This window comes from Ruminococcus sp. 210702-SL.1.03 (genome assembly GCF_020559915.1).
Lineage (GTDB): Bacteria > Bacillota > Clostridia > Oscillospirales > Ruminococcaceae > YE71.
Map to the genome: position 1 here is coordinate 104,436 of NZ_JAJCLZ010000004.1, position 21,928 is coordinate 126,363.

Below are 21,928 nucleotides of genomic sequence, written 5' to 3' on the forward strand. Positions count from 1 at the left end.
CAAAGGATAATTAAAATGACAGATTTTTTCAATATAGACCCTAGACTTGCCGCGCTTGCGGAAAAGGCTGAGCAAGTCGCCGAAAAGCGCTTCGGCGAGATAAATAAGACCGCCGAGTATAATGGAGCTAAGGTGCTCAAAGCCTTTATCAACAACAAAGTCAGCGAGTCTTGCCTTAAAGGCACTACGGGCTACGGCTACGGCGATATTGGCAGGGAAACGCTCGATGCTGTTTACGCGCAGGCGTTTGGCGGCGAGGACGCAGTAGTCCGCCACAATTTTGTGAACGGTACGCATACCCTCTCTACCGCGCTTTTCGGCGTGCTTCGCCCGAATGATACCATGCTTTCGCTCACGGGCAGCCCATATGACACTATGGAAGAGGTCATCGGCATACGCGGCGAGGCGGGAAGAGGCTCGCTGAAAGATTTCGGCGTGAAGTATGAGCAGGTAGATCTGCTTGATGACGGCACGCCCGACCTCGCGGAGATAGTCGAGCGCGCAAAGGGCAAAAAGGTCGGTTATATCCAGCGTTCGCGCGGGTATTCGCTGCGTCCATCTTTCACGATAGACGTTATAGAGCAGATAATTAAAGCCGCCCGCAGCGCCGAGCCTAACATCATAATAATGGTGGATAACTGCTACGGTGAATTTGTGGAAAAGCGCGAGCCGCTCGCGGTAGGCGCAGACCTCATAATGGGCTCGTTGATAAAAAACCCCGGCGGCGGTATAGCTTCTACCGGCGGATATATCTGCGGCAGAAAAGACCTTGTAGAGCTTTGCGCCGACAGACTTGCCTGCGTGGGCGTCGGCAAAGAGGTAGGCTGTACGCTTAACCAGAGCAGAGAGATGCTGCTGGGCTTTTTCATGTCGCCCGAGGTCACCGCAAACGCGCTCAAAACGGGCGTTTTCGCCTGCGCATTGTTCGAGCAGCTGGGCTTTAAGACTTTCCCTGCCGCCGACGATCACCGCACGGATATAATCTCCTCTATATGTCTGGAAAATGAGGAACGCCTTACGGCATTTTGTCAGGGCATACAAAAAGGCTCGCCCGTAGACGCTTACTGCACCCCCGAAGCATGGGATATGCCCGGATACGACAGCAAGGTGATAATGGCGGCAGGTGCTTTCACAATGGGCGCTTCGATAGAGCTTTCGGCAGACGCGCCGATAAGAGAGCCTTTTGCCGCGTGGCTTCAGGGCGGACTTACTTACCCGACAGGCAAACTGGGCGTGCTCACCGCCGCGCAGGAGCTTCTTAACAGAGGTCTGATAGAAATTTGACATTCATCTTATATTAGAAAGGAAAAAGAGCTATGGCAGAGATATTTACCGTCAGCATTGCGGACATAGTAAAAGAGCTACAGTTAGAGCTTGTTTATGCGCCGAAGGATTCTACTGAGATAATGGTATCGGATAACGACTGCAACCGTCCCGGATTGCAGCTAATGGGCTTTTACGAATACTTCAACGCCGAGCGTATACAGATATGCGGAAACATGGAGTTTGCGTACCTCGCCAGCGTTGACGAAGAAACAAGATACAAGAAGATAGAAACGCTTTTTGCTACCCATATCCCTATGTTCGTGGTGGCGAGAGGTCACGAGCTTTACCCCGAGATGATAGAGCTTGCCAAAAAGTACGAGATACCGATAGGAAGAACTAAAGAGAGCACCACCGCTTTTATCGCGGCGCTCATCTCTTATCTGAACGTACAGCTCGCGCCGCGTATAACAAGGCACGGCGTGCTGATAGAGATATACGGCGAGGGCGTGCTGATAGTCGGTGAAAGCGGCGTCGGCAAGTCTGAAACAGCCATTGAGCTTGTAAAGCGCGGACACCGCCTTGTAGCGGATGACGCAGTAGAGATACGCCGCGTTTCCAGCAAGAGCTTGGTCGGCTCTTCGCCCGATAATATAAGACATTTTCTCGAGATACGCGGCATAGGTATTATAAATGTGCGCCGCCTTTTCGGTATGGGCGCAGTTAAGGTGACTGAGAAGATAGATATGGTAGTAGAGCTGGAGCCTTGGGATTCTCAGAAGGTATATGACAGAATGGGAGTGGATAACGAATTTACCACCATTCTCGGCGTAAAAGTGCCCAGCCTTACTATTCCTATAAAGCCCGGCAGAAACCTCGCAGTTATCCTCGAGGTAGCGGCTATGAACAACCGTCAGAAGAAAATGGGATATAACGCCGCGCAGGAGCTGCTCGATAACTTGGGTCTGCAGTTCGATAAAAAGGATAAAGTTAAAAACTGGGATCTTATGTAAATAGGTGGTCGATACAAAAATGATTATAGAAGCGGATCTTCACACGCACACGTTAGCTTCTACACACGCTTACTCAACTATAAAGGAAAACTGTCAGTGCGCCGCTGAGTACGGACTTAAAGCGATAGCTATGACAGACCATATGATAAATATGCCCGATTCGCCGCATATATGGCACTTTGAAAATCTTTTTACGCTGCCTGATAAGATATGCGGGGTGTATGTGCTTAAAGGCACTGAGGCGAATATAATAGATACCGAGGGCACTCTCGACGTTGACCATTCGCTGCTGAAAAAGCTTGACTGGGTGGTCGCTTCTATGCACCGCTGGACATTCGAGCCGAAGGATTATTATACCCACACAAAGGCGTACCTCGCGGCGGCTAAAAACCCCGCGATAGACGTTATAGGTCACTGCACGACCTCACTTTACCCATTCGATATGGAAAAATGCCTTAAAGCTTTCAAAGAGTACGGCAAGTTAGTAGAGATAAATGAAAACTCTATCTTTAACAAAAAAGGCTCGCTGAAAGGCTGCACCGAAGCGCTCAAGATATGCAAGAAGTACGAGATACCCGTAGTGGTAAATACCGACTGCCATTTCTGCGACGCGATAGGTCAGACACCCCACGCCGAAAAGCTGATAGAAGAACTTGATTTCCCCATGCGCTTGGTCTATAACGCCGACTGGGAGAAGATACGCGAATATGTGCTGAAAAAGCACCCCGACTGCAAGATATAAAGAAAGGAACGGTAACACATAAATGAACGAAAAAGCTCTTGCCGCGCTCGCCGAAAAGCTGGGCTGCGGCGTCTGCGAAAACGAACCGCTCTCCGCGCATACTACCTTCCGCACAGGCGGGCCTTGCACCTGCATGATAATGCCTAAAAGCGCCGAAGACCTCTCGCAGCTGATAAAATTTGCTGCGGAAAACGGCGTGCGTACCCTAGTGATGGGAAAAGGCTCGAATATGCTCTGCGCCGATGAAGGCTTTGACGGCGCGGTGCTGCTGATAGGCAGTGATTTTTCTGAGATAACTATGCTCGACGACTGCACTATACGCGCGCAGGCGGGCGCTGCTATGAGCCGCCTTTGCAGGGTAGCGCTGGATAACGGGCTGAGAGGTCTGGAATTTGCATACGGCATACCCGGCACCGTAGGCGGCGGTATTTACATGAACGCTGGAGCTTACGGCGGTGAGATGAAAGACGTGCTGGTTAGCGTTACCGCTATGGATAGAAACGGCGAACTGCACACCTACACCCCCGCACAACTGGAGCTTACATACCGCAGATCACGCTTTTCACATACTGATGAGATAATAGTCAGCGGCGACTTCAAGCTTGCGCACGGCGATAAGGCGGAGATCGAAGCGAAGATGAACGAGCTTATGGCGCGCAGAAAAGATAAACAGCCGCTAGAGTACCCGAATGCAGGCTCTACTTTTAAGCGCCCCGAGGGACAGTTCGCGGGTAAGCTGATACAGGACTGCAGTCTGCGCGGTGCGACAGTAGGCGGCGCGCAGGTCTCTGAAAAGCACTGCGGATTTGTTATAAACAAAGGCGGCGCTACCTCTGCCGATATAAAAGAACTTATAGCGCACATACAAAAGACCGTTTACGAAAAAACGGGCTTTCATCTGGAGTGCGAGGTAAGGATAATACCTTATAAGGCAGACTGACCATACGGCTTGCGCGAAAGGAGAGAATGAAAAAATGCAGTTTGTAATAGTAACGGGAATGTCAGGCTCGGGAAAATCTACGGCTATCGACGTGCTGGAGGATATGGGTTATTACTGTATAGATAATATCCCCCCTGAGCTGATAATAAAATTTACCGACCTCTGCGCGAAGTCAGAGGGCAAGATACAGAAAGCGGCTTTTGTAGTAGACGTGCGCGGCGGAGATTTCTTCCTTGAATTGCAGGATACTATACAAAATCTGCGCGCCGCTCATGTAGATCTAAAAATACTTTTCTTAGAGTCTTTCGACGACGTGATCGCGCGGCGGTATAAGGAAACGCGCAGAAAGCACCCGCTTGACGAGCTTGCTGGCGGTAGCCTTACCGAGGCTATACGCATGGAGCGCGAGCTGCTTATGTCGGCAAAAGCGATGAGCGATTATTTTATCGACACTTCAAATTACTCTACCTCAGAGTTCCGCAGCAGGCTGTATTCTATTTTTGAAGAGGATAACAGCGAGCATATGCACATAGAGATACGCTCATTCGGCTTCAAATACGGCGTTTTCGCCGAGGGCGATCTTATTTTTGACGTAAGGTGTCTGCCGAACCCTTTCTATGTGCCCGAGCTGAAGCATAAAACAGGTCTTGACAGCGAAGTTTCGCAGTACGTCATGAAATTCGACGATGCTAAAACGCTTTATAATAAGCTTACCGACCTTATAGATTTCCTACTGCCGCTTTACGAAAAAGAGGGCAAGTCGCAGCTTGTAATAGCTTTCGGCTGTACCGGCGGCAAGCACCGCAGCGTTACTTTCGCCGAGGCAGTAGCCCGCCACCTAACGCTAAACGGTCATAAGATACGCGTAAAGCACCGCGATATAGATCACTAAATAATAAAGGAGTCGGCATTTAGATCATGTCAGAGCAGTCTTTTTCCAAACAGGTAAAAGAAGAGATTATTTCAAAGATAAATTCCGTACAGAAGGCTGACGCTTGTCTGTTCGGGATATTGCTCTGCGCGAACGAGCTTGGCGCAGACGAGATAACGCTGCTTACCGAAACGCAAACGATAGCAGATTTTTTCGAGCTGAACGTAAAGCGTATCTGCGGCGAAAACAGCGTAGAGTTTACCAGTACCGACCGCGGCAGCGGCGCGGCTATGCTTTCGCTGACGGTAAAGGGCGCGGAGGAGCGCGCAAAGCTTCTGGAGCATTTCCATATCGTGGACGGCAGGCATTGCTCGAAGCCGAATTATCCGAAAAAGAGCCTTTACCCGTACATGACGGCGGGTATGTTCCTAGCCTGCGGCTCGCTCAGTGACCCAAACAAAAATTACCATATGGAATTTGTAATGCCTGAGCTGCACCTTTGCAACAGCCTCGGGCTTTTGCTGTTGGATAATTACGAGCTGTTGGCGAAGCACGTCGAGCGCAAGGGCAAGCAGATACTTTATTTCAAAGAGTCTGAAAACATCATCGACATGATAGCGATGATGGGCGCGACCTCCGCTTCGTTCGACCTCATGAACATAAAGATCTACAAGGATATGCGCAATAAGATCAACCGCGAGGTAAACTGCGTAAACGCCAATATAGAAAAATCTATCCGCGCCGCCGAAAAGCAGATAGCGGATATTGAGCTGATAGATGAAAAACTGGGCATAGGCTCGCTGCCCGATAATTTGCGCGAGATCGCTATGCTGCGCTACGAAAATCCCGACTATAATCTCGGCGACCTCGGCGCGGCACTCGACCCGCCCATCTCACGCTCCGGCGCTAACCACCGTCTGCAAAAGCTCGCTAAGATAGCGGAAGAGCTGCGCGGTGCGGAGGGCGAAAAATGACGGATTTTGTTCATCTTCACGTCCATAGCGAATATTCGCTTCTAGATGGCGCCTGCCGCGTAAAAGAGCTTGCCGCCGCCGCAAAAGCGCTGGGTCAAAAAGCCTGCGCCGTCACCGACCACGGCAATCTCTTTGCGGCGGTAGAGTTTTATAACGCCTGCAAAGAGGTCGGCATAAAACCGATAATCGGCTGCGAAGTCTACGTTGCCGAAAATTCGCGCTTTAATAAAGACCCGCACGAACGCACGTTCCATCTGATACTTCTCTGCAAGAACAAAACGGGCTATCACAACCTCGCGAAGCTTGCTTCGCTTGCGTATACCGAGGGCTTTTACCGCCGTCCGCGCATAGATCTTGAGCTGCTCAGCAAGTACAGCGAGGGGCTTATCTGCCTTTCTGCATGTCTGGCGGGCGAGGTCTCTCGCGCGCTTTCGGCGGGCGATTTCAATTCCGCAAAAGAGGTCGCGCTTCGCTACCGCAGGATTTTCGGCGAGGATTATTTCATTGAGATAATGAGCCATGATTTTCCCGAGCAGATGGCTGTTTTCAATCAGCTTATCCGCCTTTCGCGAGAAACTGGCATACCCCTCTGCGCGACTAACGACGTGCACTATATCCGCCGCGAGGACAGCTACGCGCAGAAGATACTGATGTGCATAAACACAGGCAAAACGCTTGACGATAACGAAAGGCTTGAGCTGCCGACGGATGATTTCTACCTCCGTTCAGGCGACGAGATGGCTGAGCTTTTCCGCAGCTGCCCGCAGGCGATAGAAAACGCCGTCAAGATTGCCGATATGTGCAACGTTGAGTTTGAATTCGGCGTTACAAAGCTGCCGAAGATAACTTTCAGCGGCGTTAATGATAACGTTAGATTCCTGCGCGATATGACGTTTAAAGGTCTGCAAAAGCGCTATGGAACGCCGCGGAAAGAGCATATCGACCGTGCCGAGTACGAGCTTTCGGTGATAACGCAGATGGGCTACGTCGATTATTTTCTCATAGTCTGGGATTTCGTGCACTACGCCAAAACGCACGATATACCCGTTGGCTGCGGCAGAGGAAGCGGCGCGGGAAGCTTAGTCGCCTACTGTATAGGCATCACCGACATCGACCCGCTTCGCTATCAGCTCATCTTCGAGCGTTTTCTGAACCCCGAGCGCGTTTCCATGCCCGACTTCGATATAGATTTCTGTACGCTGAAACGTCAGCAAGTTATAGATTACGTCATCAGTCGCTACGGTTCAGACCATGTGGCGCAGATAATAACTTTCGGAACGTTGGGCGCGAAGCAGGCTTTGCGCGACTGCGCGCGTGTGATGGGTCTGCCTTATAAGACGGGCGATGTTGCGGCAAAGGCAGTTATAGGCGGTATGTCGCTTCGCGCTTCGCTTGAAAATTCGCCCGAGTTTCGCAAACTGTATAACGGCGACCCGCAGATACACGAGCTTATCGAAACAGCCATGCGCATAGAAAATATGCCGCGAAACGCAGGCACTCACGCCGCGGGCGTAGTTATCACAAAAGACCCCGTCAGCGAATATGTGCCGCTGTACGCGCGCGACGGACAGATCTCTACGCAGTACACCATGACAGTGCTGGAGCGGCTGGGTCTGCTGAAAATGGATTTTCTCGGTGTAAGCAACTTGACGATAATAGATATGTGCGTAAAGCAGATACAAAAGCGCAATCCGGATTTTGATATTTCCGCAATACCGCTCGACGACCCCGCCGTCTACGATATGTTCTCGCGCGGAAAAACTCAGGGCGTTTTCCAGTTTGAAAGCGCGGGAATGACATCTACCGTAATGCGTCTGCGCCCCGAGCGAATAGAAGACCTTATAGCCGTGATTTCCCTATACCGCCCCGGCCCGATGGACTCTATCCCGACCTATATCCGCAACCGCCACGACCCCTCGAAAGTAACTTACAAGCACCCGCTGCTGAAAGATATTTTAGAGGTCACCTACGGATGTATCGTTTACCAAGAGCAGGTGATGCAGATATTCCGCACGCTGGCGGGCTACTCTTACGGCAGGGCGGATATTGTTCGCCGCGCTATGGCGAAAAAGAAGCATGATGTGCTTGAAAACGAGCGGCGAACTTTCATCTACGGCGACGATGAGTGCTGCGGTGCTGCCGCAAACGGCGTGCCCGTAAATGTAGCGAACGAGATATTTGACGAAATGAGCTCTTTCGCTTCATACGCTTTCAATAAATCTCACGCCGCCGCGTACGCTACCATCGCTTACCAAACGGCGTATCTGAAATGCCGCTATTATAAGGAATACATGGCTTCGCTGATGACGGTAACGCTTTTTGAAAAACCGCACAAGCTTTACGACTACATCACCGACGTTCGCCGCAGCGGGCTGGAGATACTGCCTATCGACATAAATAAGAGCGTGGGCGGTTTCAAAGCCGAGCCGCAGGGCATACGTTTCGCACTTCTCGCGGTCAAGGGTCTGGGCGAGGGCGTGATAAATGCGCTGACGGCCGAGCGCGATGAAAACGGCGCGTTCACCACCTTGCAGAGCTTCTGTACACGCGCGGCAGGTACTGGCATAACTGTAAAAGGCTGCGAAGCACTGATAAAAAGCGGCGCTTTCGACAGCTTTCCGAACAACCGCCGCGAGATGCTGATGTCGGTGGAAACTATCCTCAAACAGGCTCAGTACAGCCGCCGCGATAATGCAGAGGGTCAGCTCGATTTCTTTGATATGTCCTCGGGCGGCAATGAACATCAGGCAATAGTTGAGCGCTGCGATGAATTTTCGCGCACTCAACTTTTGGATATGGAGTATGAGGTAACGGGGCTGTACCTTTCGGGTCACCCGCTCGATAGCTACCTGCCTTTTGCCGAAGCCGAGGGCTGCCTGCCCGCGCAGATGTTCGCCGATACAGACCGCAGGCTGAAAAACGACTCGCCTGCGGGTATCTTGATACGTCTTACAGGAAAAAAACAGTTCAAGACCAAAAACGGCGCTATTATGTGCTTTGCCGACGGCGAGGATAGGTCTGGCACGGCGGAATTTATAATCTTCCCCGCGCTTTACGAGGTCGCTCAGCCGCTTCTGAAAGACGGCGCGGTGCTTCACGTTTTCGGCAAAGTTTCGCTTAAAGACGACGAACCTGCGAAGCTTATAGCCGAGCTTGTGGAAACGGGCGAACGTTTCGTTCAAAGCTGTATGGGCAAGGATATATGCGTAAAACTGCGCTCAGACGATAAAGCTGCTTTAGCGCGGGTAAAGTCAGCCGCCGAAAAGCACGCCGCGCCGGACGGCAGGTCGCTGATAATCTATTTAGCGGACAAGCATGCTTCGATACGTTTAAAGAGCGCGCCGACCGTAAAGATCAGCGGCGGACTTATAGAAGACCTGCGGCAGGCGGCTGGCGCTGAGAACGTGCGCTTTATGAAAAAGCGCGGCTGAAAGGAGAGAAAGCTATGGAACCAAAAGATTATATAGTTGAAAAAATAGACGGCGATTACGCCCTGCTGCGCGACCTTAACAGCGGCATAGAGCTGAATATAGCCCGAGCGCTGATACCCGAAGAGAGCGACGAGGGTGTAAAGCTGCACTGGGAAAATTTCGAGTACAGCGTTATCGAGAACTGAATATGATGAAATTCTCGTGAAAAGTATGGAAAAAATAACTTTCTTGTGGTATAATAAATAGTGTTGCTTAATTGTATTCAAGTCAAAGAGAAACAGGAGAACAGAATATGGCATTATATACAAGTTATGAGCGCCCCTGCCGCGGACTTGTGATAGCGCACAGCGAGGATGAAAAATTCAATACTGAGTCGATAGTTGTTCGCTTCATAGTACCGCTGGAGGAGAAAAGCTCGCAAAAGTATACGGCGCTGGTATCGCTTATGGCTGAAAGCTGCCGCGAATATCCCGATAAGGCTGATATGGCTAAAAAGCTCGCTTCGCTCTACGGCGCTTCGGTAAACTCTTTCGCATACCGCTTAGGCAATTCGCTCTGCTGCGGATTGGCGGTGAGCAGTATCGGCGACAGATACACGATAAACGGCGAGAATATCACCGAAGAGTGCGCAAAGCTGCTGCTTAGCTGCATTTTTGAGCCAGATATCACTAACGGCGAATTTCCGCGGGAATATTTCGAGCAGAAAAAACGCCAGCTTATCGATAAGATAAAAAGCTCTTTCAATAACAGGCACACCTACGCTGTCACAAAAGCGCGCGATATAGCCTTTGCGGGCGAGCCTGCGGCTGTTTCACCGCTCGGCAGCGAGGAAAACGCCAACGCGCTGACCTCCGCAGCGTTAGCCGAGAGCCACCGCGAACTGCTGGAAAATGCGTTTATCAGCATAAGCTTCTGCGGCGGCGGTACGAATAAGGGCGCGCAAAAGCTGGTAAAAAACGCTTTCGTAAAGCTCGCTTCCGAGCGCAAGGCGGAAGTCGCCGATATTCACGACCTCAACGCCTATTCGCTGCTTAAAGCCGAGCCGCATCGCGCTGATGAAAAGATAGATCAGGCGCAGTCGAAGCTCGTAATGTTCTTCAAGACGGCGGGCAAAAATATCTACGCCGATAGGCTCGCCTGCGAACTTTACGGCGGCACGCCTTTCTCAAAACTCTTTATGAACGTCCGCGAAAAACTTTCGCTCTGCTACTACTGCCAGTCGGGAATAGTGGAGTGCAAGGCGGCAATGCTTGTGGACAGCGGTGTAGAGCCGGGCAATGAGGAAAAAGCTTACAACGAGATAATCGCTCAGCTCGAAGCCCTGCGCGGCGGAGATTTTACCGATGAAGAACTTGAAAATACCAAGAAATACCTCATAGGCGCTATCCGCTCGAATTACGATTCGGCTGAAAATCTAAATCTTTGGTACTTTTACCAGTTTGCTAGGGGCACGGCGTATTCGCCCGACGAAGCGGCGGCGCTGATAAAGGCGCTCAGCCGCGAGGACGTGCTGGAGTCGCTGAAAAACTTCAAGCTGGATACTGTATACACACTTACCCCCGAAGGAGGCGAAGCATATGCGTGAAACTACTATAGAAACGGCAGTGAACGAGCGCACGGGCGAAAGCTACAAGATAGTCCATCATAAGTCGGGGCTTGACCTGCTTCTTGCGCCGATGGAGGGTTTTGTGCAGACTGCGGCTATGTTCGGCACAAATTACGGCTCGGTAAATAACTGCTTCAAGACTTCTGAGGACGCCGATTTTCTTACAGTACCCGACGGCATCGCCCACTATCTGGAGCACAAGCTTTTTGAAAACGAGGACAGCGATGTTTTCGAGCTTTACGCCGCTACCGGCGCTGACGGCAACGCTATGACGGGCTTTGAGGACACGATATACCTTTTCACCTGCACTGAAAATTACGCCGAGTCGCTGAAAATACTGCTCGACTTCGTGCAAGACCCCTACTTCACTCAGGAAAATGTTGACAAAGAGCAGGGCATAATCGGGCAGGAGATAAAAATGACTATGGACTTGCCGAACAGAAAGTGCTTTTTCAATCTGCTCGGCGCGCTGTACGCCGCACACCCCGTGAAGAACGACATCGCGGGCACGGTAGAGTCGATAGCGCAGATCACGCCCGAGCTGCTTTACCGCTGTTATTACGCTTTTTACAACCTGCACAATATGGCGCTTGCGGTGGCGGGCAACCTCGACGTTGACGAAGTTATAGCTATCTGTGACGAGCATTTAAAGCCTTGCGAGGATATAAACCTTGAGGTAAAATTCCCCGAAGAGCCGAGTCTGCCAGTAAAGCCGCTTGTCGAGGAACATTTCTCGGTTGGCGTGCCGATATTCTCGATAGGCTTCAAATGCGCGCCTTACGCTGATGACGTTATAGTCAAAAAAGAGGTTGAAGCGAACATTCTGCTCTCGATGCTGGCAGGCAAGATGTCGCCGCTGTACAAGCGCCTTACGGAAGAGGGCTTGGTAAACGGCGAGCTGGGCAGGGAAGTGTTCGACGGCAGGGGCTACTTTTCGCTAGTGCTCTCGGGTCAGTCTGAACAGCCCGAAAAGGTACGAGATGTCGTGCTAGAGCATATCGAAAAGGCTAAGTGCGAAGGGCTCGACAGAGAGGCTTTCGACCTGCTGAAAAAGGCAGAGTACGGCTCGGCTGTGCGCGAGATGAATAATCCCGAAAGCTGCGCCGAAAATATGCTGGCTTTCTATTTCTACGGTCTTGACGCTTTTGAGGCAGAGCGCAGGCTGGCTGAAATAACCTTTGAAGATGTAGAAGCTGCGCTCGATGAATTTTTTGCGGAAGAGCGCTGCGCTATCTCTATCATCAGATAAATGAGCGGTATTGCCGCGCGAAAGGACTAATTTAAAATGACACTACAAACGCTTATGTATGCCGCCGCTAAGGTAAGCGACGAGATGCGTGAAACCATCAAGGCTAATCCCGATAAAGTATATTTCCCGAATTTCGGAAGTTCGGATAATATACTGAAAAGGGGCATTACTATCGACAGAGTAATGTTTACTATACCCGGCACGAATTTTGAGATATACTGGTACGGCTTTCTGATAGCGGTGGGCATACTGCTCGCCATGCTTTACGGCTTCAAAAAAATGAAGCCTATGGGAATAGATCCCGACAGAGCCACCGACGCGATCATCGCGGGCTTTATCGGCGCGATACTCGGCGCTAGGGCTTACTATATCGCTTTTAATGACAGCATAACTTTCAAAGACTTTTTTAGTTACCGCGACGGCGGACTTGCTATCTACGGTGGCATAATCGGCGCTGTTTTGGTCGGCGGCATTGTTGCTAAACTGCGCGGATTGAAACTTACAGCCCTGCTCGATGTGGTAGCGCCCTGTTTCCTCATCGGGCAAGCCATAGGCAGATGGGGCAACTTTGTAAATCAGGAGGCTTTCGGCGCTAATACCGACTTGCCTTGGGGCATGATAAGCTCGAAAACTATGTCCTACATCGCCGAGAATTTCGACGAGCTGGGCGGTCAGGTGTCTTCATACGCCCCTGTTCACCCCTGCTTCCTATACGAGTCGATATGGTGCGTTATCTGCTTCGTGATACTGCATATCTTCACTAAGCACAGAAAATTCGACGGCGAAGTTTTCCTTATGTATATAGGTCTGTACGGTCTTGGCAGATTTTTCATCGAGTCTACAAGAACTGACTCGCTCTATATCGCGAACATAAGGGTATCTCAGCTAGTGGCAGGTACTTGCGTTTTCACCGCGCTCGTGCTCATAATAATCTTCCGCAGCATGGCTTCGCGCTCTAATTACAAGCTTTTCTGCGATACCGAGCTTTCAAAGCAGCAGTTAGCGGCGCTCGAGGGCTACGAAGAGAACGAGAAAGCTAAGAAAGAGCTGAAAAAGAAGATAGCCGAAGCTAAGAGAAGCGGCGAAAGCTTTGCCGAGCTTGAAAAAGAGTATGACGAAAAATTCGGCAAGACTGCTAAGGAAGCCGCTAAGAAAAAGGCTGACGAGATAGCCGCCGAAAAGAAAGATCTTAAAGCTAAGATAAAGGAAGCTGAAAAGGCGGGCAAAAAGGACGAAGCCGCTAAGCTCAAAAATGAATTTGCAAAGAAATTCGGCGGTATAGTTACCGAAGAGGAAGAGGCTGAGGACGAAAATTATACCTCTATCCTCGGCGACGATGACGAAGAAGCTGAAACCGAAGCGGCGGAAGCAAAGGCTGATGAAAAGCCCAAAGAATAAGCGAAAGGAACGTATTAAGATGGCAAATATAATAGACGGAAAAGCCGTATCGGCTCAGGTAAAGGAAAATATAAAGGCTGAGGCGGCTGAGCTGAAAGCTAAGGGCATTGAGATAGGTCTGGCGGTAGTTATCGTCGGCGACGACCCCGCCTCGCAGGTGTATGTAAGAAATAAGGAAAAGGCTTGTGAATACGTCGGCTTCAATTCATACAAGTACGCTCTGCCCGCTGAAACTACCGAGGAAGAGCTGCTCGCGCTGGTCGATAAGCTGAATAACGACGATAACGTTGACGGCATACTTGTACAGCTGCCCCTGCCTAAGCACCTAGATGATAAGCTCATAATCAACAATATCCGCCCTGATAAGGACGTTGACGCTTTTCACCCCGTAAACGTCGGCAAGATAATGATTGGCGATTACAGCTTCCTGCCATGCACGCCCGCAGGCGTTATGGAGCTGATACACTCAACAGGCGTTGTGGTAAGCGGAAAGAAGTGCGTGGTAGTCGGCAGAAGCAATATCGTCGGCAAACCTATGGCAATGCTTCTCCTGCACGAGAGTGGCACGGTCACCATCTGCCACTCGAAAACGCAGGATCTTAAAGAGGTGTGCTCGCAGGCTGATATTCTCGTAGCCGCTGTCGGCAGACCTAAGATGATAACCGCCGATTACGTCAAAGAAGGCGCGGTAGTTATCGACGTTGGTATGGATAGGGACGAAAACGGAAAGCTTTGCGGCGATGTAGATTTCGAAGATTGCAAGGAAAAAGCCGGCTACATCACTCCCGTTCCCGGCGGCGTAGGCCCTATGACCATCGCTATGCTGATGAAAAATACTCTTACCGCGGGCAAACTGCATAAGGGCGTTTGAGAAAAAACACGGGAAGATATGTAAATTTTTTATGAACGCCCTTTACATATCGTGTTTTTCAGTGTATAATTAAATAGTTATATGCGCCTTTGCGCGCGAAACATATCCGTAAGGCAGATTATGGGCTGCGCTCCGACGGAGAATGTTACCTGCCATAGCCTTCCTTACAGGAAATATTTTTGAAAGAGGTACAGAAAAATGTTAAGAAAAGACGAAAAGACTGCTGTTATCGAAGCTAACAGAACTCACGAGACCGATACTGGTTCGCCCGAGGTACAGATCGCTATTCTCACTAAGAGAATCAACGACCTTACCGAGCACCTCAAGGTACACAAGAAGGATCATCACTCCAGAAGAGGCCTTCTTAAGATGGTAGGTAAGAGAAGAAACCTCCTCAACTACCTCAAGTCCAAGGACATCGAAAGATACAGAGCTACTATCGAAAAACTTGGCATTCGTAAGTAAGATCTTAATTACACGTGGGCAGAGCGGAGAATATCCGCTGCTGCCTTTGCGTGTTTTTATACGATCATACACTCGATCGACCGACCGCTAAAAACGAGCATATGCGCCAAGCGACGGTGACCGAAACTTAGCATTAAACAGAGTTTGAGAGGTTAGCTTTTCAGACCGTGTTTATTGCTAATGGTTCAGAGGTTCACCGTTTCTTGAAAATAATTGTGAAAGGAAATGGTACTCAAAATGTTTGAAAATTACAGAAAGTTTGAAACTACATACGCAGGCAGACCTTTTATAGTTGAGACCGGCAAGACCTGCGGACTTGCAAACGGCTCCTGCTGGGTACGCTACGGCGAAACTGTCGTTATGGCAAATGTCACCGCTTCGGCCAAGCCCAGAGACGGCATCGACTTTTTCCCCCTCTCGGTAGACTATGAGGAAAAGCTCTACTCGGTAGGCAAGATCCCCGGATCTTTCACCAAACGCGAGGGTAAGCCGAGCGATAAGGCTATACTCACTTCGCGTATGGTAGACCGCCCGATACGTCCCCTCTTCCCGAAAGATATGAGAAACGATGTTTCGGTAGTTATGACAGTTCTCGCAGTTGACCACGACTGCTCGCCCGAGATCGCGGGTATGTGCGCGGCTTCCATCGCTATCTCTATTTCCGATATTCCTTGGAACGGCCCTATCGCTGGTATAAGCGTTGGCCTGGTAGACGGCGAGATCGTGCTCAATCCTACTGCTGAGCAGAAGACCCATAACCGCCTCAACCTCACTGTTGCAGGCTCTATGGAAAAAATAGTTATGATCGAGGCTGGCGCTGACGAAGTTGACGATGACACCATGCTCAACGCTATCATTGAGGGTCATAAAGAGATCAAGAAGATGATAACTTTCATCAATGAGATAAAAGCTGAGATAGGCAAGCCTAAGTTCGAGTTCCAGTCGATGGAGATAGACCACGACCTCTTCGACGAGATCGAGGCTATGGTAGGCGAGGACGTAAAGGTCGCTCTCGATACCGATGATAAGAACGTTCGCGACGCAAGACTTCAGCCCATCATCAACGCTGTACATGAGAAGTACGACGAGCAGTATCCAGATCAGGCTGCTATGCTCGACGAAGTTCTTTACAAGCTTCAGAAGAAGATCGTTCGCAACTGGCTGTACGAAGGCAAACGCGTAGACGGCAGAAAGATTGACGAGATCCGCCCGCTTGCTTCTGAAGTAGGCCTGCTGCCTAAGGTTCACGGTTCGGGACTTTTCACCAGAGGTCAGACTCAGGTACTCACCATCTGCACCCTCGGCCCTGTAAGCGACGCACAGAAGCTCGACGGGATCGACGAGGAAACCTCTAAGAGATATATCCACCACTACAATTTCCCCAGCTACTCGGTAGGCGAGACCAAGCCTTCAAGAGGCCCCGGAAGACGTGAGATCGGCCACGGCGCGCTCGCTGAAAAGGCTCTCGTGCCCGTTATCCCCTCCGTTGAAGAATTCCCTTACGCTATAAGAATGGTGTCTGAGGTGCTTTCTTCCAACGGCTCTACCTCGCAGGGCTCTATATGCGGCTCTACTCTTGCTCTTATGGACGCCGGCGTTCCGATAAAAGCACCCGTTGCAGGTATCTCCTGCGGACTTATCACTAAGGAAAACGGCGAATGGATGACTATGGTAGACATTCAGGGTCTTGAGGATTTCTACGGCGATATGGACTTCAAGGTAGGCGGTACTAAGAATGGTATCACCGCTATTCAGGTAGACATCAAGGTAGACGGCCTTACCTACGATATAATCAAGGAAGCTTTTGCTAAGACTCACAAGGCTCGCAACTACATACTCGACGAGATCATGCTCATGGCTATACCCGAGCCTCGTCCTACTGTTAATAAGTGGGCGCCCAAGATGCTTACTACTAAGGTTCCTGTTGATAAGATTCGCGAAGTTATCGGCTCGGGCGGAAAGGTCATCCAGAAGATCTCCGCTGAGTGCGACGTTAAGATCGACATCAACGAGGACGGCAACGTATTCGTTTCGGGTCTTGACCTCGATAAGGCAAATCAGGCTATATCCATCATCAACACCATCGCTAACGATCCCGAGATCGGCGCTATCTACAAGGGTAAGGTCGTTTCCATCAAGACCTTCGGTGCTTTCGTAGAGATCGCTCCCGGCAAGGATGGCCTTGTACACATCTCCAAACTCGATAAGTCGAGAGTAGAGAAGGTAGAGGACGTAGTTTCCGTAGGCGACGAGATAGTTGTTAAGGTAATGGACATCGATAATCAGGGCAAGATCAGCCTTTCGAGAAAGGACGCTCTTGCTGACATCGCCGCTAAAAAGGCAAACGGCTGATAAGAATCGGTCGGATAAAAAGCATATTTCAGCCGCGCATAATACTCAGCGCGGCTGTTTTTGTTGACATCGCCCGCAAAATGTGTTATCATTTATTTCAGCAGTAACCAAAAGAGTCCCGCCGCATATAGTGTAGAAAATACATTTTGGCGGTGATGATAATGAGTACAGCGATCACTGCGGCGATACTCGCGCTAATCGTGATACTGCCGCTGGTAATTCGTTTCAAAAACAGAAAGCGGCGCTGCTGCAAGGCACTGCTGCTGATACCCGTCGCGGCAAACGACGAGCTTTTTGAAAGGCGCGTAAAAGCCTGCTACTGGGAGGAAGCTTTCAGCGACCCGCTATACGCGAAAGACATACTGCTAGTGACGGGCGATGTTTCGCCCAATACTTACGCGGCGCAGCGGCTGGCGCAGGAATACGCTACGGTGCACACCGTTCATATTTCCTCGCTGGGCGATTATTTGCAGAGAAATTATTTTAAAGAGAGTAAAAAAACGGACAGTTAAGGGATATAAGATGCAGAATAATACAGACGAAAAATTAGAGGGCGAAGTTGACAGCGTGATATACCGCAGCGACGATACGGGATTTGCCGTCATAATGCTGAAATCTGACGGCGAGCTTTATCCCGTTGTCGGCGAGCTTGGCAATGTTGAGGAGGGCGAAGAGCTTGTATGCACGGGCAGGTTCGTTACCCACCAGAAATTCGGCGAACAGTTCAAATGCGAGCTTTGCGAACGCAGCCTGCCGAAGTCTGCCTCCGCGATACAGCGCTACCTCGCCAGCGGCGCGATAAAAGGCATCGGCGTGATAACTGCGCGCGCGATCGTGAAAAAATTCGGTGAAAAGACCCTCGAGGTGCTTGAAACTGAGCCCGAAAGACTTTGTGAGGTGGCGGGTATAACGCCGCAGAAAGCGGAGAAAATGTCGCAGCAGTTCAAGCAAAATTTCGCGGTGCGCACGCTGATGGCGTTCCTCTCAACTTTCAATATACCGATGTCTGCCTGCATACGCGCCTTCAAACGCTGGGGCGAAAATGCCGAACTGCTGATACGCTCAAACCCATATGTGCTCTGCAATCCCGCAGTGAATGTGCCTTTCAACAAAGCAGACGAGGTCGCGAAAAGTTTGGAGATAGCCGGGGACGATGAGAATCGTGTAAATGCTGGAATTTCCTGCGTTCTTCGTGAAAATGCCAATGCGGGTCACACCTGCCTGCCACTGGATAAGCTTGCAAAAACCACATGCGATTTTCTGAAAATAGACCGCCTGATCTTCGACAAAGTTCTCGCGGACGAGCTTACCGATGAGTCGCTCTACTGCTATATAAAAAATGGCAGAAAATACATAATGCTCTATGATTTTTTTAAGGCTGAGGATTACATCTCTCGGCGGCTCTCGATAATGAAAGAGTGCTCGTATGACAATAAGATAGATTTTTCCGACGTTATCGACATCGCCGAGAAGAACAGCGGCGTTGAGTATGCCGAACTTCAACGTAAGGCGATAAATCTCGCACTCTCGTACGGATTTCTTGTGATAACGGGCGGCCCCGGCACAGGAAAAACCACCACGCTCAACGCGATAATCGACCTTTATAAACAGCAGGGAATGAACGTTATGATCGCCGCGCCGACCGGTCGTGCGGCAAAACGCCTTTCCGACATCAGCGGCTTTGAAGCGAAAACGATACACCGCCTATTGGAGGTCAAGCCGACCGACGGCGATAACATGAGCTTCGTGCATGACGAAAATAACCTGCTCGAATGCGACGCGCTGATAATCGACGAGATGTCGATGGTCGATACGCTGCTTTTTGAAGCAGTCCTGCGCGGTATAAAACTCACCTGCAAGCTCGTCCTCGTCGGCGACTCCGACCAGCTGCCCTCTGTCGGCGCAGGAAACGTCCTGAAAGACATAATCGAAAGCGGCGTCATGCCCGTCGTGCGCCTAAATGAGATTTTCCGACAGGCGCAAAAAAGCGCGATAGTCACGAATGCACACAAGATCGTCAACGGCGAACATATCGACCTCACGCAGAAAGACAATGATTTCTTTTTTATGCAGCGAATGGATTTTGAGGGGCTGCAAACGCTAGTTTCTGAGCTTTGCAAAACGCGCCTGCCGAAAGCCTACGGCTACTCGCCGTTCGATGATATACAGGTGCTCTCGCCTACGAAAAAAGGCCCTGCGGGCACTCAGGAGCTGAACAAACTTCTTCAACAGCAGCTCAACCCACCCGCGGCGGGCAAAAGCGAGCTGAAAACGCCGCTCTTTACCTACCGCACGGGCGATAAGGTCATGCAAACTCGCAATGATTACGACATTATATGGAAAAAACGTACCGGTGAAAAGACCGAAAGCGGCGCGGGAATATTCAACGGTGACATCGGCAAGATAACCGCCTGCAACAAGATAGTTCGCACGCTGAATATCGACTTCGACGGCCGCGAGTGCGTCTACACGGCGGATATGCTGGATAATCTCGAGCTAGCATACGCGATCACCGTGCACAAAAGTCAGGGCAGCGAATATGATGCTGTTGTGCTTACTGTTTTTGGCGGATATGATAAGCTTTACTACCGCAACTTGCTTTACACAGCGGTAACGCGCGCAAAAAAACTGCTGGTGATAGTTGGACAAAACCGCCGCGTTAATTTCATGATCGATAACAACCGCCGCACTCTGCGCTACACCTGTTTGAAAGATCTGCTGAAGGAGCTGAATTCGCATGGATCTGACATTTCTGACACGCTCTGACTTTTGGCTGGATATAATTTTCCCGAACCGCTGTGTATCTTGTGACAAAACTATCGCCTGGAACGAAACTTTCTGCGATAAATGCGGCGCAGATCTGCCGTACATCGAGGATATACCTTGGCAGGCAGTATTTGCCATGCAGACGGACGAGCCGGCGAATTTCGACTATGCAAATGCCTTATTCTGGTACAAGGGCAACGCCAAATCAGCCGTTCTCGCACTGAAAAGCCGTAACGGAGTAAATTTTGCAAAATTTGCCGCAAAATACCTCGCAATGAAGTTTGAAACAGACGGGCAGTCTGCCGACATTATCACTGCCGTGCCGATGAATGCTAAGAAAGTCCGCAGGCGCGGCTATAATCAAGCGCAGGTGTTCGCTGAGTATCTGTCCAAAAATATGGACATTAAGACCGACTTCGTTTTGCTGAAACGTCGAAGCACCTCTACCGAACAGCACACTTTAGCAAAAAAAGAGCGCCTTGCGGCGGCTGAAAATGCGTATTTTATTTCTCCGAAAGCCGCCGACCTCAGCGGCAAGCGCGTTATCCTCTGCGATGATATTTTTACGTCCGGCGCGACGGTCAACAAATGTGCCGCTTTGCTGAAAGAACTTGGTGCGAAAAGCGTGAGCGTTGCCACTATTTGCCGCACAGATACTTCCAGAAAATTTGAATCCAACGTATAAAATCGTAAAAATCGAGCAGACTAATCAGACAGTGCCACGGCGGCGCTGCCTGATATTTTATATTTGAGGTGCTTTATGGAAAATAATAGCAGTGAAAAAGAACGGGTGCAGGCGCAGTTGAGGTGTATGCTGAGCAGTTCGCAGGAGCTTGCGGTGCTTTTTCACGAGTGTGTTGACCAAACGGAAGAGCCGCGTATTCGTGACGAGTTTCAGAAGCTCTGCGCTTCGGCGGAAAATCATGTTAATAGGCTCGAAAGCGTAATCGGCGAGGTAGATGTATGAATGAACCAGAAAATATTGTTAAAGCAAGGCTGACAGTTCGGCAGATCTCGTCCGAAAGCTGCCTGATCTACAGCCAGCTTTGCGGCACGCAGGCGGAAAGCGCGGCGGCAGAAGTGTTAGAGGGGCAGCTCAGAATGTCGTCAAAACTTGCTAAGATGGAGTCGCTGCTAAAAAAATAAGGCGGTCTGCGCCGCCTTTGTTCAATTTTTGTCGAGATGTACATCGAGCTGATTGTACGGTATCTCGATGTTTTCTCGGTCGAAAGCGTCCTTTACGTCCGCCAGCAAAGCATAGCGAAGCTCCCAGTAATTCTCAGACTTTACCCACACACGCAGTAAAAGCTTTACAGAATTTGCTGAATGTTCGCACACGCGGATAAAAGGAGCGTCTGGTTTGTCGAGAGCAAAACTGTTCGCCGCAACTACATTCGCAATAGCTTCCTCAGCAGCGCGGAAATCGTCGGCGTATGAGATGTTGAAAGTCAGCTCCAAACGGCGCAGTTCCTCCTGCGTGTAGTTGGTTATTATGGAAGAAGCTACCGTGCCATTCGGTATCATGATGCATTTGTTATCCATAGTCAGCAGTTTTGTGTAAAGGATCGTGATTCGGCTGACGATGCCCTGGCTGCCTTTGATCTCAACATAGTCGCCCGACTTGAACGGACGTGTGAACATAATTATAAAGCCGCCCGCGACGTTTGAAAGGCTCTCTTTTAGCGCCAGACCAATGGCAAGTCCTGCCGTGCCGAGCGTTGCAATGATAGAGGACATCGGCACTTGCAGTTGCGAAAGTATCATCACCGCGAGGATAACGTACAGCACTGCGCGTATCAGCGATACAAGAAAGCTCCAGCCTGTTTCCTCGATATGCGAACGCGAAAAAACAGTCTTTAAAAACTTAACTATAAGTCGTATCACGATGTATCCGACAATGAAAATTATCAGTGCGTAAAAAAGGTTCGGTGCGTAGTCTGCCAGCCTCTCCTGAAATCTGTCAAGCATATTTACTCTCCTTAAAGCT

General features: G+C 50.2%; 20 protein-coding genes. 19 read left to right on the top strand and 1 reads right to left on the bottom strand.

Features of this window, described 5'->3' with window-relative positions; all coding sequences use genetic code 11:
• Positions 1-15 precede the first annotated feature (15 nt).
• From LI114_RS03915 to LI114_RS04005, 19 genes are all read left to right on the top strand, one after another.
• Entirely contained in the window at positions 16-1,284 is a 1,269-nt protein-coding gene (locus LI114_RS03915) for an aminotransferase class I/II-fold pyridoxal phosphate-dependent enzyme (RefSeq protein WP_227219506.1), read from the top strand.
• 32 nt (positions 1,285-1,316) lie between these two features.
• Positions 1,317-2,276 (top strand): HPr(Ser) kinase/phosphatase, encoded by a 960-nt coding sequence (gene hprK, locus LI114_RS03920; protein ID WP_022127375.1) that lies wholly within the window; start codon positions 1,317-1,319, stop codon positions 2,274-2,276.
• A 19-nt stretch (positions 2,277-2,295) separates the two neighbouring features.
• Positions 2,296-3,018, top strand: coding sequence for a phosphatase (locus tag LI114_RS03925; RefSeq protein WP_227219508.1), 723 nt, complete (start codon positions 2,296-2,298; stop codon positions 3,016-3,018).
• Positions 3,019-3,040: 22 nt separating this feature from the next.
• Entirely contained in the window at positions 3,041-3,958 is a 918-nt protein-coding gene (gene murB / locus LI114_RS03930) for a UDP-N-acetylmuramate dehydrogenase (protein ID WP_227219510.1), read from the top strand.
• A 34-nt stretch (positions 3,959-3,992) separates the two neighbouring features.
• The gene (rapZ, locus tag LI114_RS03935; RefSeq protein ID WP_022127372.1) at positions 3,993-4,850 is read left to right on the top strand and encodes an RNase adapter RapZ; all 858 of its coding nucleotides are present in this window, start codon (positions 3,993-3,995) and stop codon (positions 4,848-4,850) included.
• 26 nt (positions 4,851-4,876) lie between these two features.
• On the top strand, positions 4,877-5,803 hold the full coding sequence (gene whiA / locus LI114_RS03940) for a DNA-binding protein WhiA (protein WP_022127371.1): 927 nt from the start codon (positions 4,877-4,879) through the stop codon (positions 5,801-5,803).
• Entirely contained in the window at positions 5,800-9,234 is a 3,435-nt protein-coding gene (locus tag LI114_RS03945) for a DNA polymerase III subunit alpha (protein ID WP_227219512.1), read from the top strand. Before whiA ends, LI114_RS03945 begins: the two co-directional genes overlap by 4 nt.
• Before the next feature lie 14 nt (positions 9,235-9,248).
• Positions 9,249-9,419 carry a hypothetical protein gene (locus LI114_RS03950; RefSeq protein WP_022127369.1) on the top strand — a complete coding sequence of 57 codons (171 nt, stop codon included), beginning with the start codon at positions 9,249-9,251 and terminating at the stop codon, positions 9,417-9,419.
• A gap of 107 nt (positions 9,420-9,526) precedes the next feature.
• Positions 9,527-10,819: a M16 family metallopeptidase gene (locus LI114_RS03955; protein WP_227219514.1), complete on the top strand. Its 1,293-nt coding sequence runs from the start codon at positions 9,527-9,529 to the stop codon at positions 10,817-10,819.
• The gene (gene yfmH / locus LI114_RS03960; protein WP_227219516.1) at positions 10,812-12,089 is read left to right on the top strand and encodes an EF-P 5-aminopentanol modification-associated protein YfmH; all 1,278 of its coding nucleotides are present in this window, start codon (positions 10,812-10,814) and stop codon (positions 12,087-12,089) included. Before LI114_RS03955 ends, yfmH begins: the two co-directional genes overlap by 8 nt.
• Positions 12,090-12,125: 36 nt before the next feature.
• On the top strand, positions 12,126-13,487 hold the full coding sequence (gene lgt, locus LI114_RS03965) for a prolipoprotein diacylglyceryl transferase (RefSeq protein ID WP_227219518.1): 1,362 nt from the start codon (positions 12,126-12,128) through the stop codon (positions 13,485-13,487).
• 19 nt (positions 13,488-13,506) lie between these two features.
• The gene (gene folD, locus LI114_RS03970; protein WP_227219520.1) at positions 13,507-14,358 is read left to right on the top strand and encodes a bifunctional methylenetetrahydrofolate dehydrogenase/methenyltetrahydrofolate cyclohydrolase FolD; all 852 of its coding nucleotides are present in this window, start codon (positions 13,507-13,509) and stop codon (positions 14,356-14,358) included.
• 198 nt (positions 14,359-14,556) lie between these two features.
• The gene (gene rpsO, locus LI114_RS03975) at positions 14,557-14,823 is read left to right on the top strand and encodes a 30S ribosomal protein S15 (protein WP_022127364.1); all 267 of its coding nucleotides are present in this window, start codon (positions 14,557-14,559) and stop codon (positions 14,821-14,823) included.
• A 237-nt stretch (positions 14,824-15,060) separates the two neighbouring features.
• A complete protein-coding gene (locus LI114_RS03980) occupies positions 15,061-17,175 on the top strand; it encodes a polyribonucleotide nucleotidyltransferase (RefSeq protein WP_227219522.1) in 2,115 nt (704 codons plus the stop codon).
• A 161-nt stretch (positions 17,176-17,336) separates the two neighbouring features.
• The gene (locus LI114_RS03985; RefSeq protein ID WP_227219523.1) at positions 17,337-17,687 is read left to right on the top strand and encodes a hypothetical protein; all 351 of its coding nucleotides are present in this window, start codon (positions 17,337-17,339) and stop codon (positions 17,685-17,687) included.
• Between the two features lie 10 nt (positions 17,688-17,697).
• Positions 17,698-19,941, top strand: coding sequence for an ATP-dependent RecD-like DNA helicase (locus LI114_RS03990; protein ID WP_227219525.1), 2,244 nt, complete (start codon positions 17,698-17,700; stop codon positions 19,939-19,941).
• On the top strand, positions 19,913-20,626 hold the full coding sequence (locus LI114_RS03995; protein ID WP_227219527.1) for a ComF family protein: 714 nt from the start codon (positions 19,913-19,915) through the stop codon (positions 20,624-20,626). Before LI114_RS03990 ends, LI114_RS03995 begins: the two co-directional genes overlap by 29 nt.
• Positions 20,627-20,701: 75 nt before the next feature.
• On the top strand, positions 20,702-20,908 hold the full coding sequence (locus LI114_RS04000) for a hypothetical protein (protein ID WP_227219529.1): 207 nt from the start codon (positions 20,702-20,704) through the stop codon (positions 20,906-20,908).
• Positions 20,905-21,087: a hypothetical protein gene (locus tag LI114_RS04005; protein WP_227219530.1), complete on the top strand. Its 183-nt coding sequence runs from the start codon at positions 20,905-20,907 to the stop codon at positions 21,085-21,087. Before LI114_RS04000 ends, LI114_RS04005 begins: the two co-directional genes overlap by 4 nt.
• A gap of 21 nt (positions 21,088-21,108) precedes the next feature.
• Here LI114_RS04005 and LI114_RS04010 read toward each other — a convergent pair whose 3' ends face one another.
• Positions 21,109-21,909 (bottom strand): mechanosensitive ion channel family protein, encoded by an 801-nt coding sequence (locus LI114_RS04010; protein ID WP_227219532.1) that lies wholly within the window; start codon positions 21,907-21,909, stop codon positions 21,109-21,111.
• Between the last annotated feature and the right edge of the window lie 19 nt (positions 21,910-21,928).

What these genes read in the sequence shown, in the direction of transcription:
- LI114_RS03915 (WP_227219506.1), top strand. Translation starts at nt 16, where the DNA reads ATGACAGATTTTTTCAATATAGACCCTAGACTTGCCGCGCTTGCGGAA.
- hprK (WP_022127375.1), top strand. Translation starts at nt 1,317, where the DNA reads ATGGCAGAGATATTTACCGTCAGCATTGCGGACATAGTAAAAGAGCTA.
- LI114_RS03925 (WP_227219508.1), top strand. Translation starts at nt 2,296, where the DNA reads ATGATTATAGAAGCGGATCTTCACACGCACACGTTAGCTTCTACACAC.
- murB (WP_227219510.1), top strand. Translation starts at nt 3,041, where the DNA reads ATGAACGAAAAAGCTCTTGCCGCGCTCGCCGAAAAGCTGGGCTGCGGC.
- rapZ (WP_022127372.1), top strand. Translation starts at nt 3,993, where the DNA reads ATGCAGTTTGTAATAGTAACGGGAATGTCAGGCTCGGGAAAATCTACG.
- whiA (WP_022127371.1), top strand. Translation starts at nt 4,877, where the DNA reads ATGTCAGAGCAGTCTTTTTCCAAACAGGTAAAAGAAGAGATTATTTCA.
- LI114_RS03945 (WP_227219512.1), top strand. Translation starts at nt 5,800, where the DNA reads ATGACGGATTTTGTTCATCTTCACGTCCATAGCGAATATTCGCTTCTA.
- LI114_RS03950 (WP_022127369.1), top strand. Translation starts at nt 9,249, where the DNA reads ATGGAACCAAAAGATTATATAGTTGAAAAAATAGACGGCGATTACGCC.
- LI114_RS03955 (WP_227219514.1), top strand. Translation starts at nt 9,527, where the DNA reads ATGGCATTATATACAAGTTATGAGCGCCCCTGCCGCGGACTTGTGATA.
- yfmH (WP_227219516.1), top strand. Translation starts at nt 10,812, where the DNA reads ATGCGTGAAACTACTATAGAAACGGCAGTGAACGAGCGCACGGGCGAA.
- lgt (WP_227219518.1), top strand. Translation starts at nt 12,126, where the DNA reads ATGACACTACAAACGCTTATGTATGCCGCCGCTAAGGTAAGCGACGAG.
- folD (WP_227219520.1), top strand. Translation starts at nt 13,507, where the DNA reads ATGGCAAATATAATAGACGGAAAAGCCGTATCGGCTCAGGTAAAGGAA.
- rpsO (WP_022127364.1), top strand. Translation starts at nt 14,557, where the DNA reads ATGTTAAGAAAAGACGAAAAGACTGCTGTTATCGAAGCTAACAGAACT.
- LI114_RS03980 (WP_227219522.1), top strand. Translation starts at nt 15,061, where the DNA reads ATGTTTGAAAATTACAGAAAGTTTGAAACTACATACGCAGGCAGACCT.
- LI114_RS03985 (WP_227219523.1), top strand. Translation starts at nt 17,337, where the DNA reads ATGAGTACAGCGATCACTGCGGCGATACTCGCGCTAATCGTGATACTG.
- LI114_RS03990 (WP_227219525.1), top strand. Translation starts at nt 17,698, where the DNA reads ATGCAGAATAATACAGACGAAAAATTAGAGGGCGAAGTTGACAGCGTG.
- LI114_RS03995 (WP_227219527.1), top strand. Translation starts at nt 19,913, where the DNA reads ATGGATCTGACATTTCTGACACGCTCTGACTTTTGGCTGGATATAATT.
- LI114_RS04000 (WP_227219529.1), top strand. Translation starts at nt 20,702, where the DNA reads ATGGAAAATAATAGCAGTGAAAAAGAACGGGTGCAGGCGCAGTTGAGG.
- LI114_RS04005 (WP_227219530.1), top strand. Translation starts at nt 20,905, where the DNA reads ATGAATGAACCAGAAAATATTGTTAAAGCAAGGCTGACAGTTCGGCAG.
- LI114_RS04010 (WP_227219532.1), bottom strand. Translation starts at nt 21,909, where the DNA reads ATGCTTGACAGATTTCAGGAGAGGCTGGCAGACTACGCACCGAACCTT.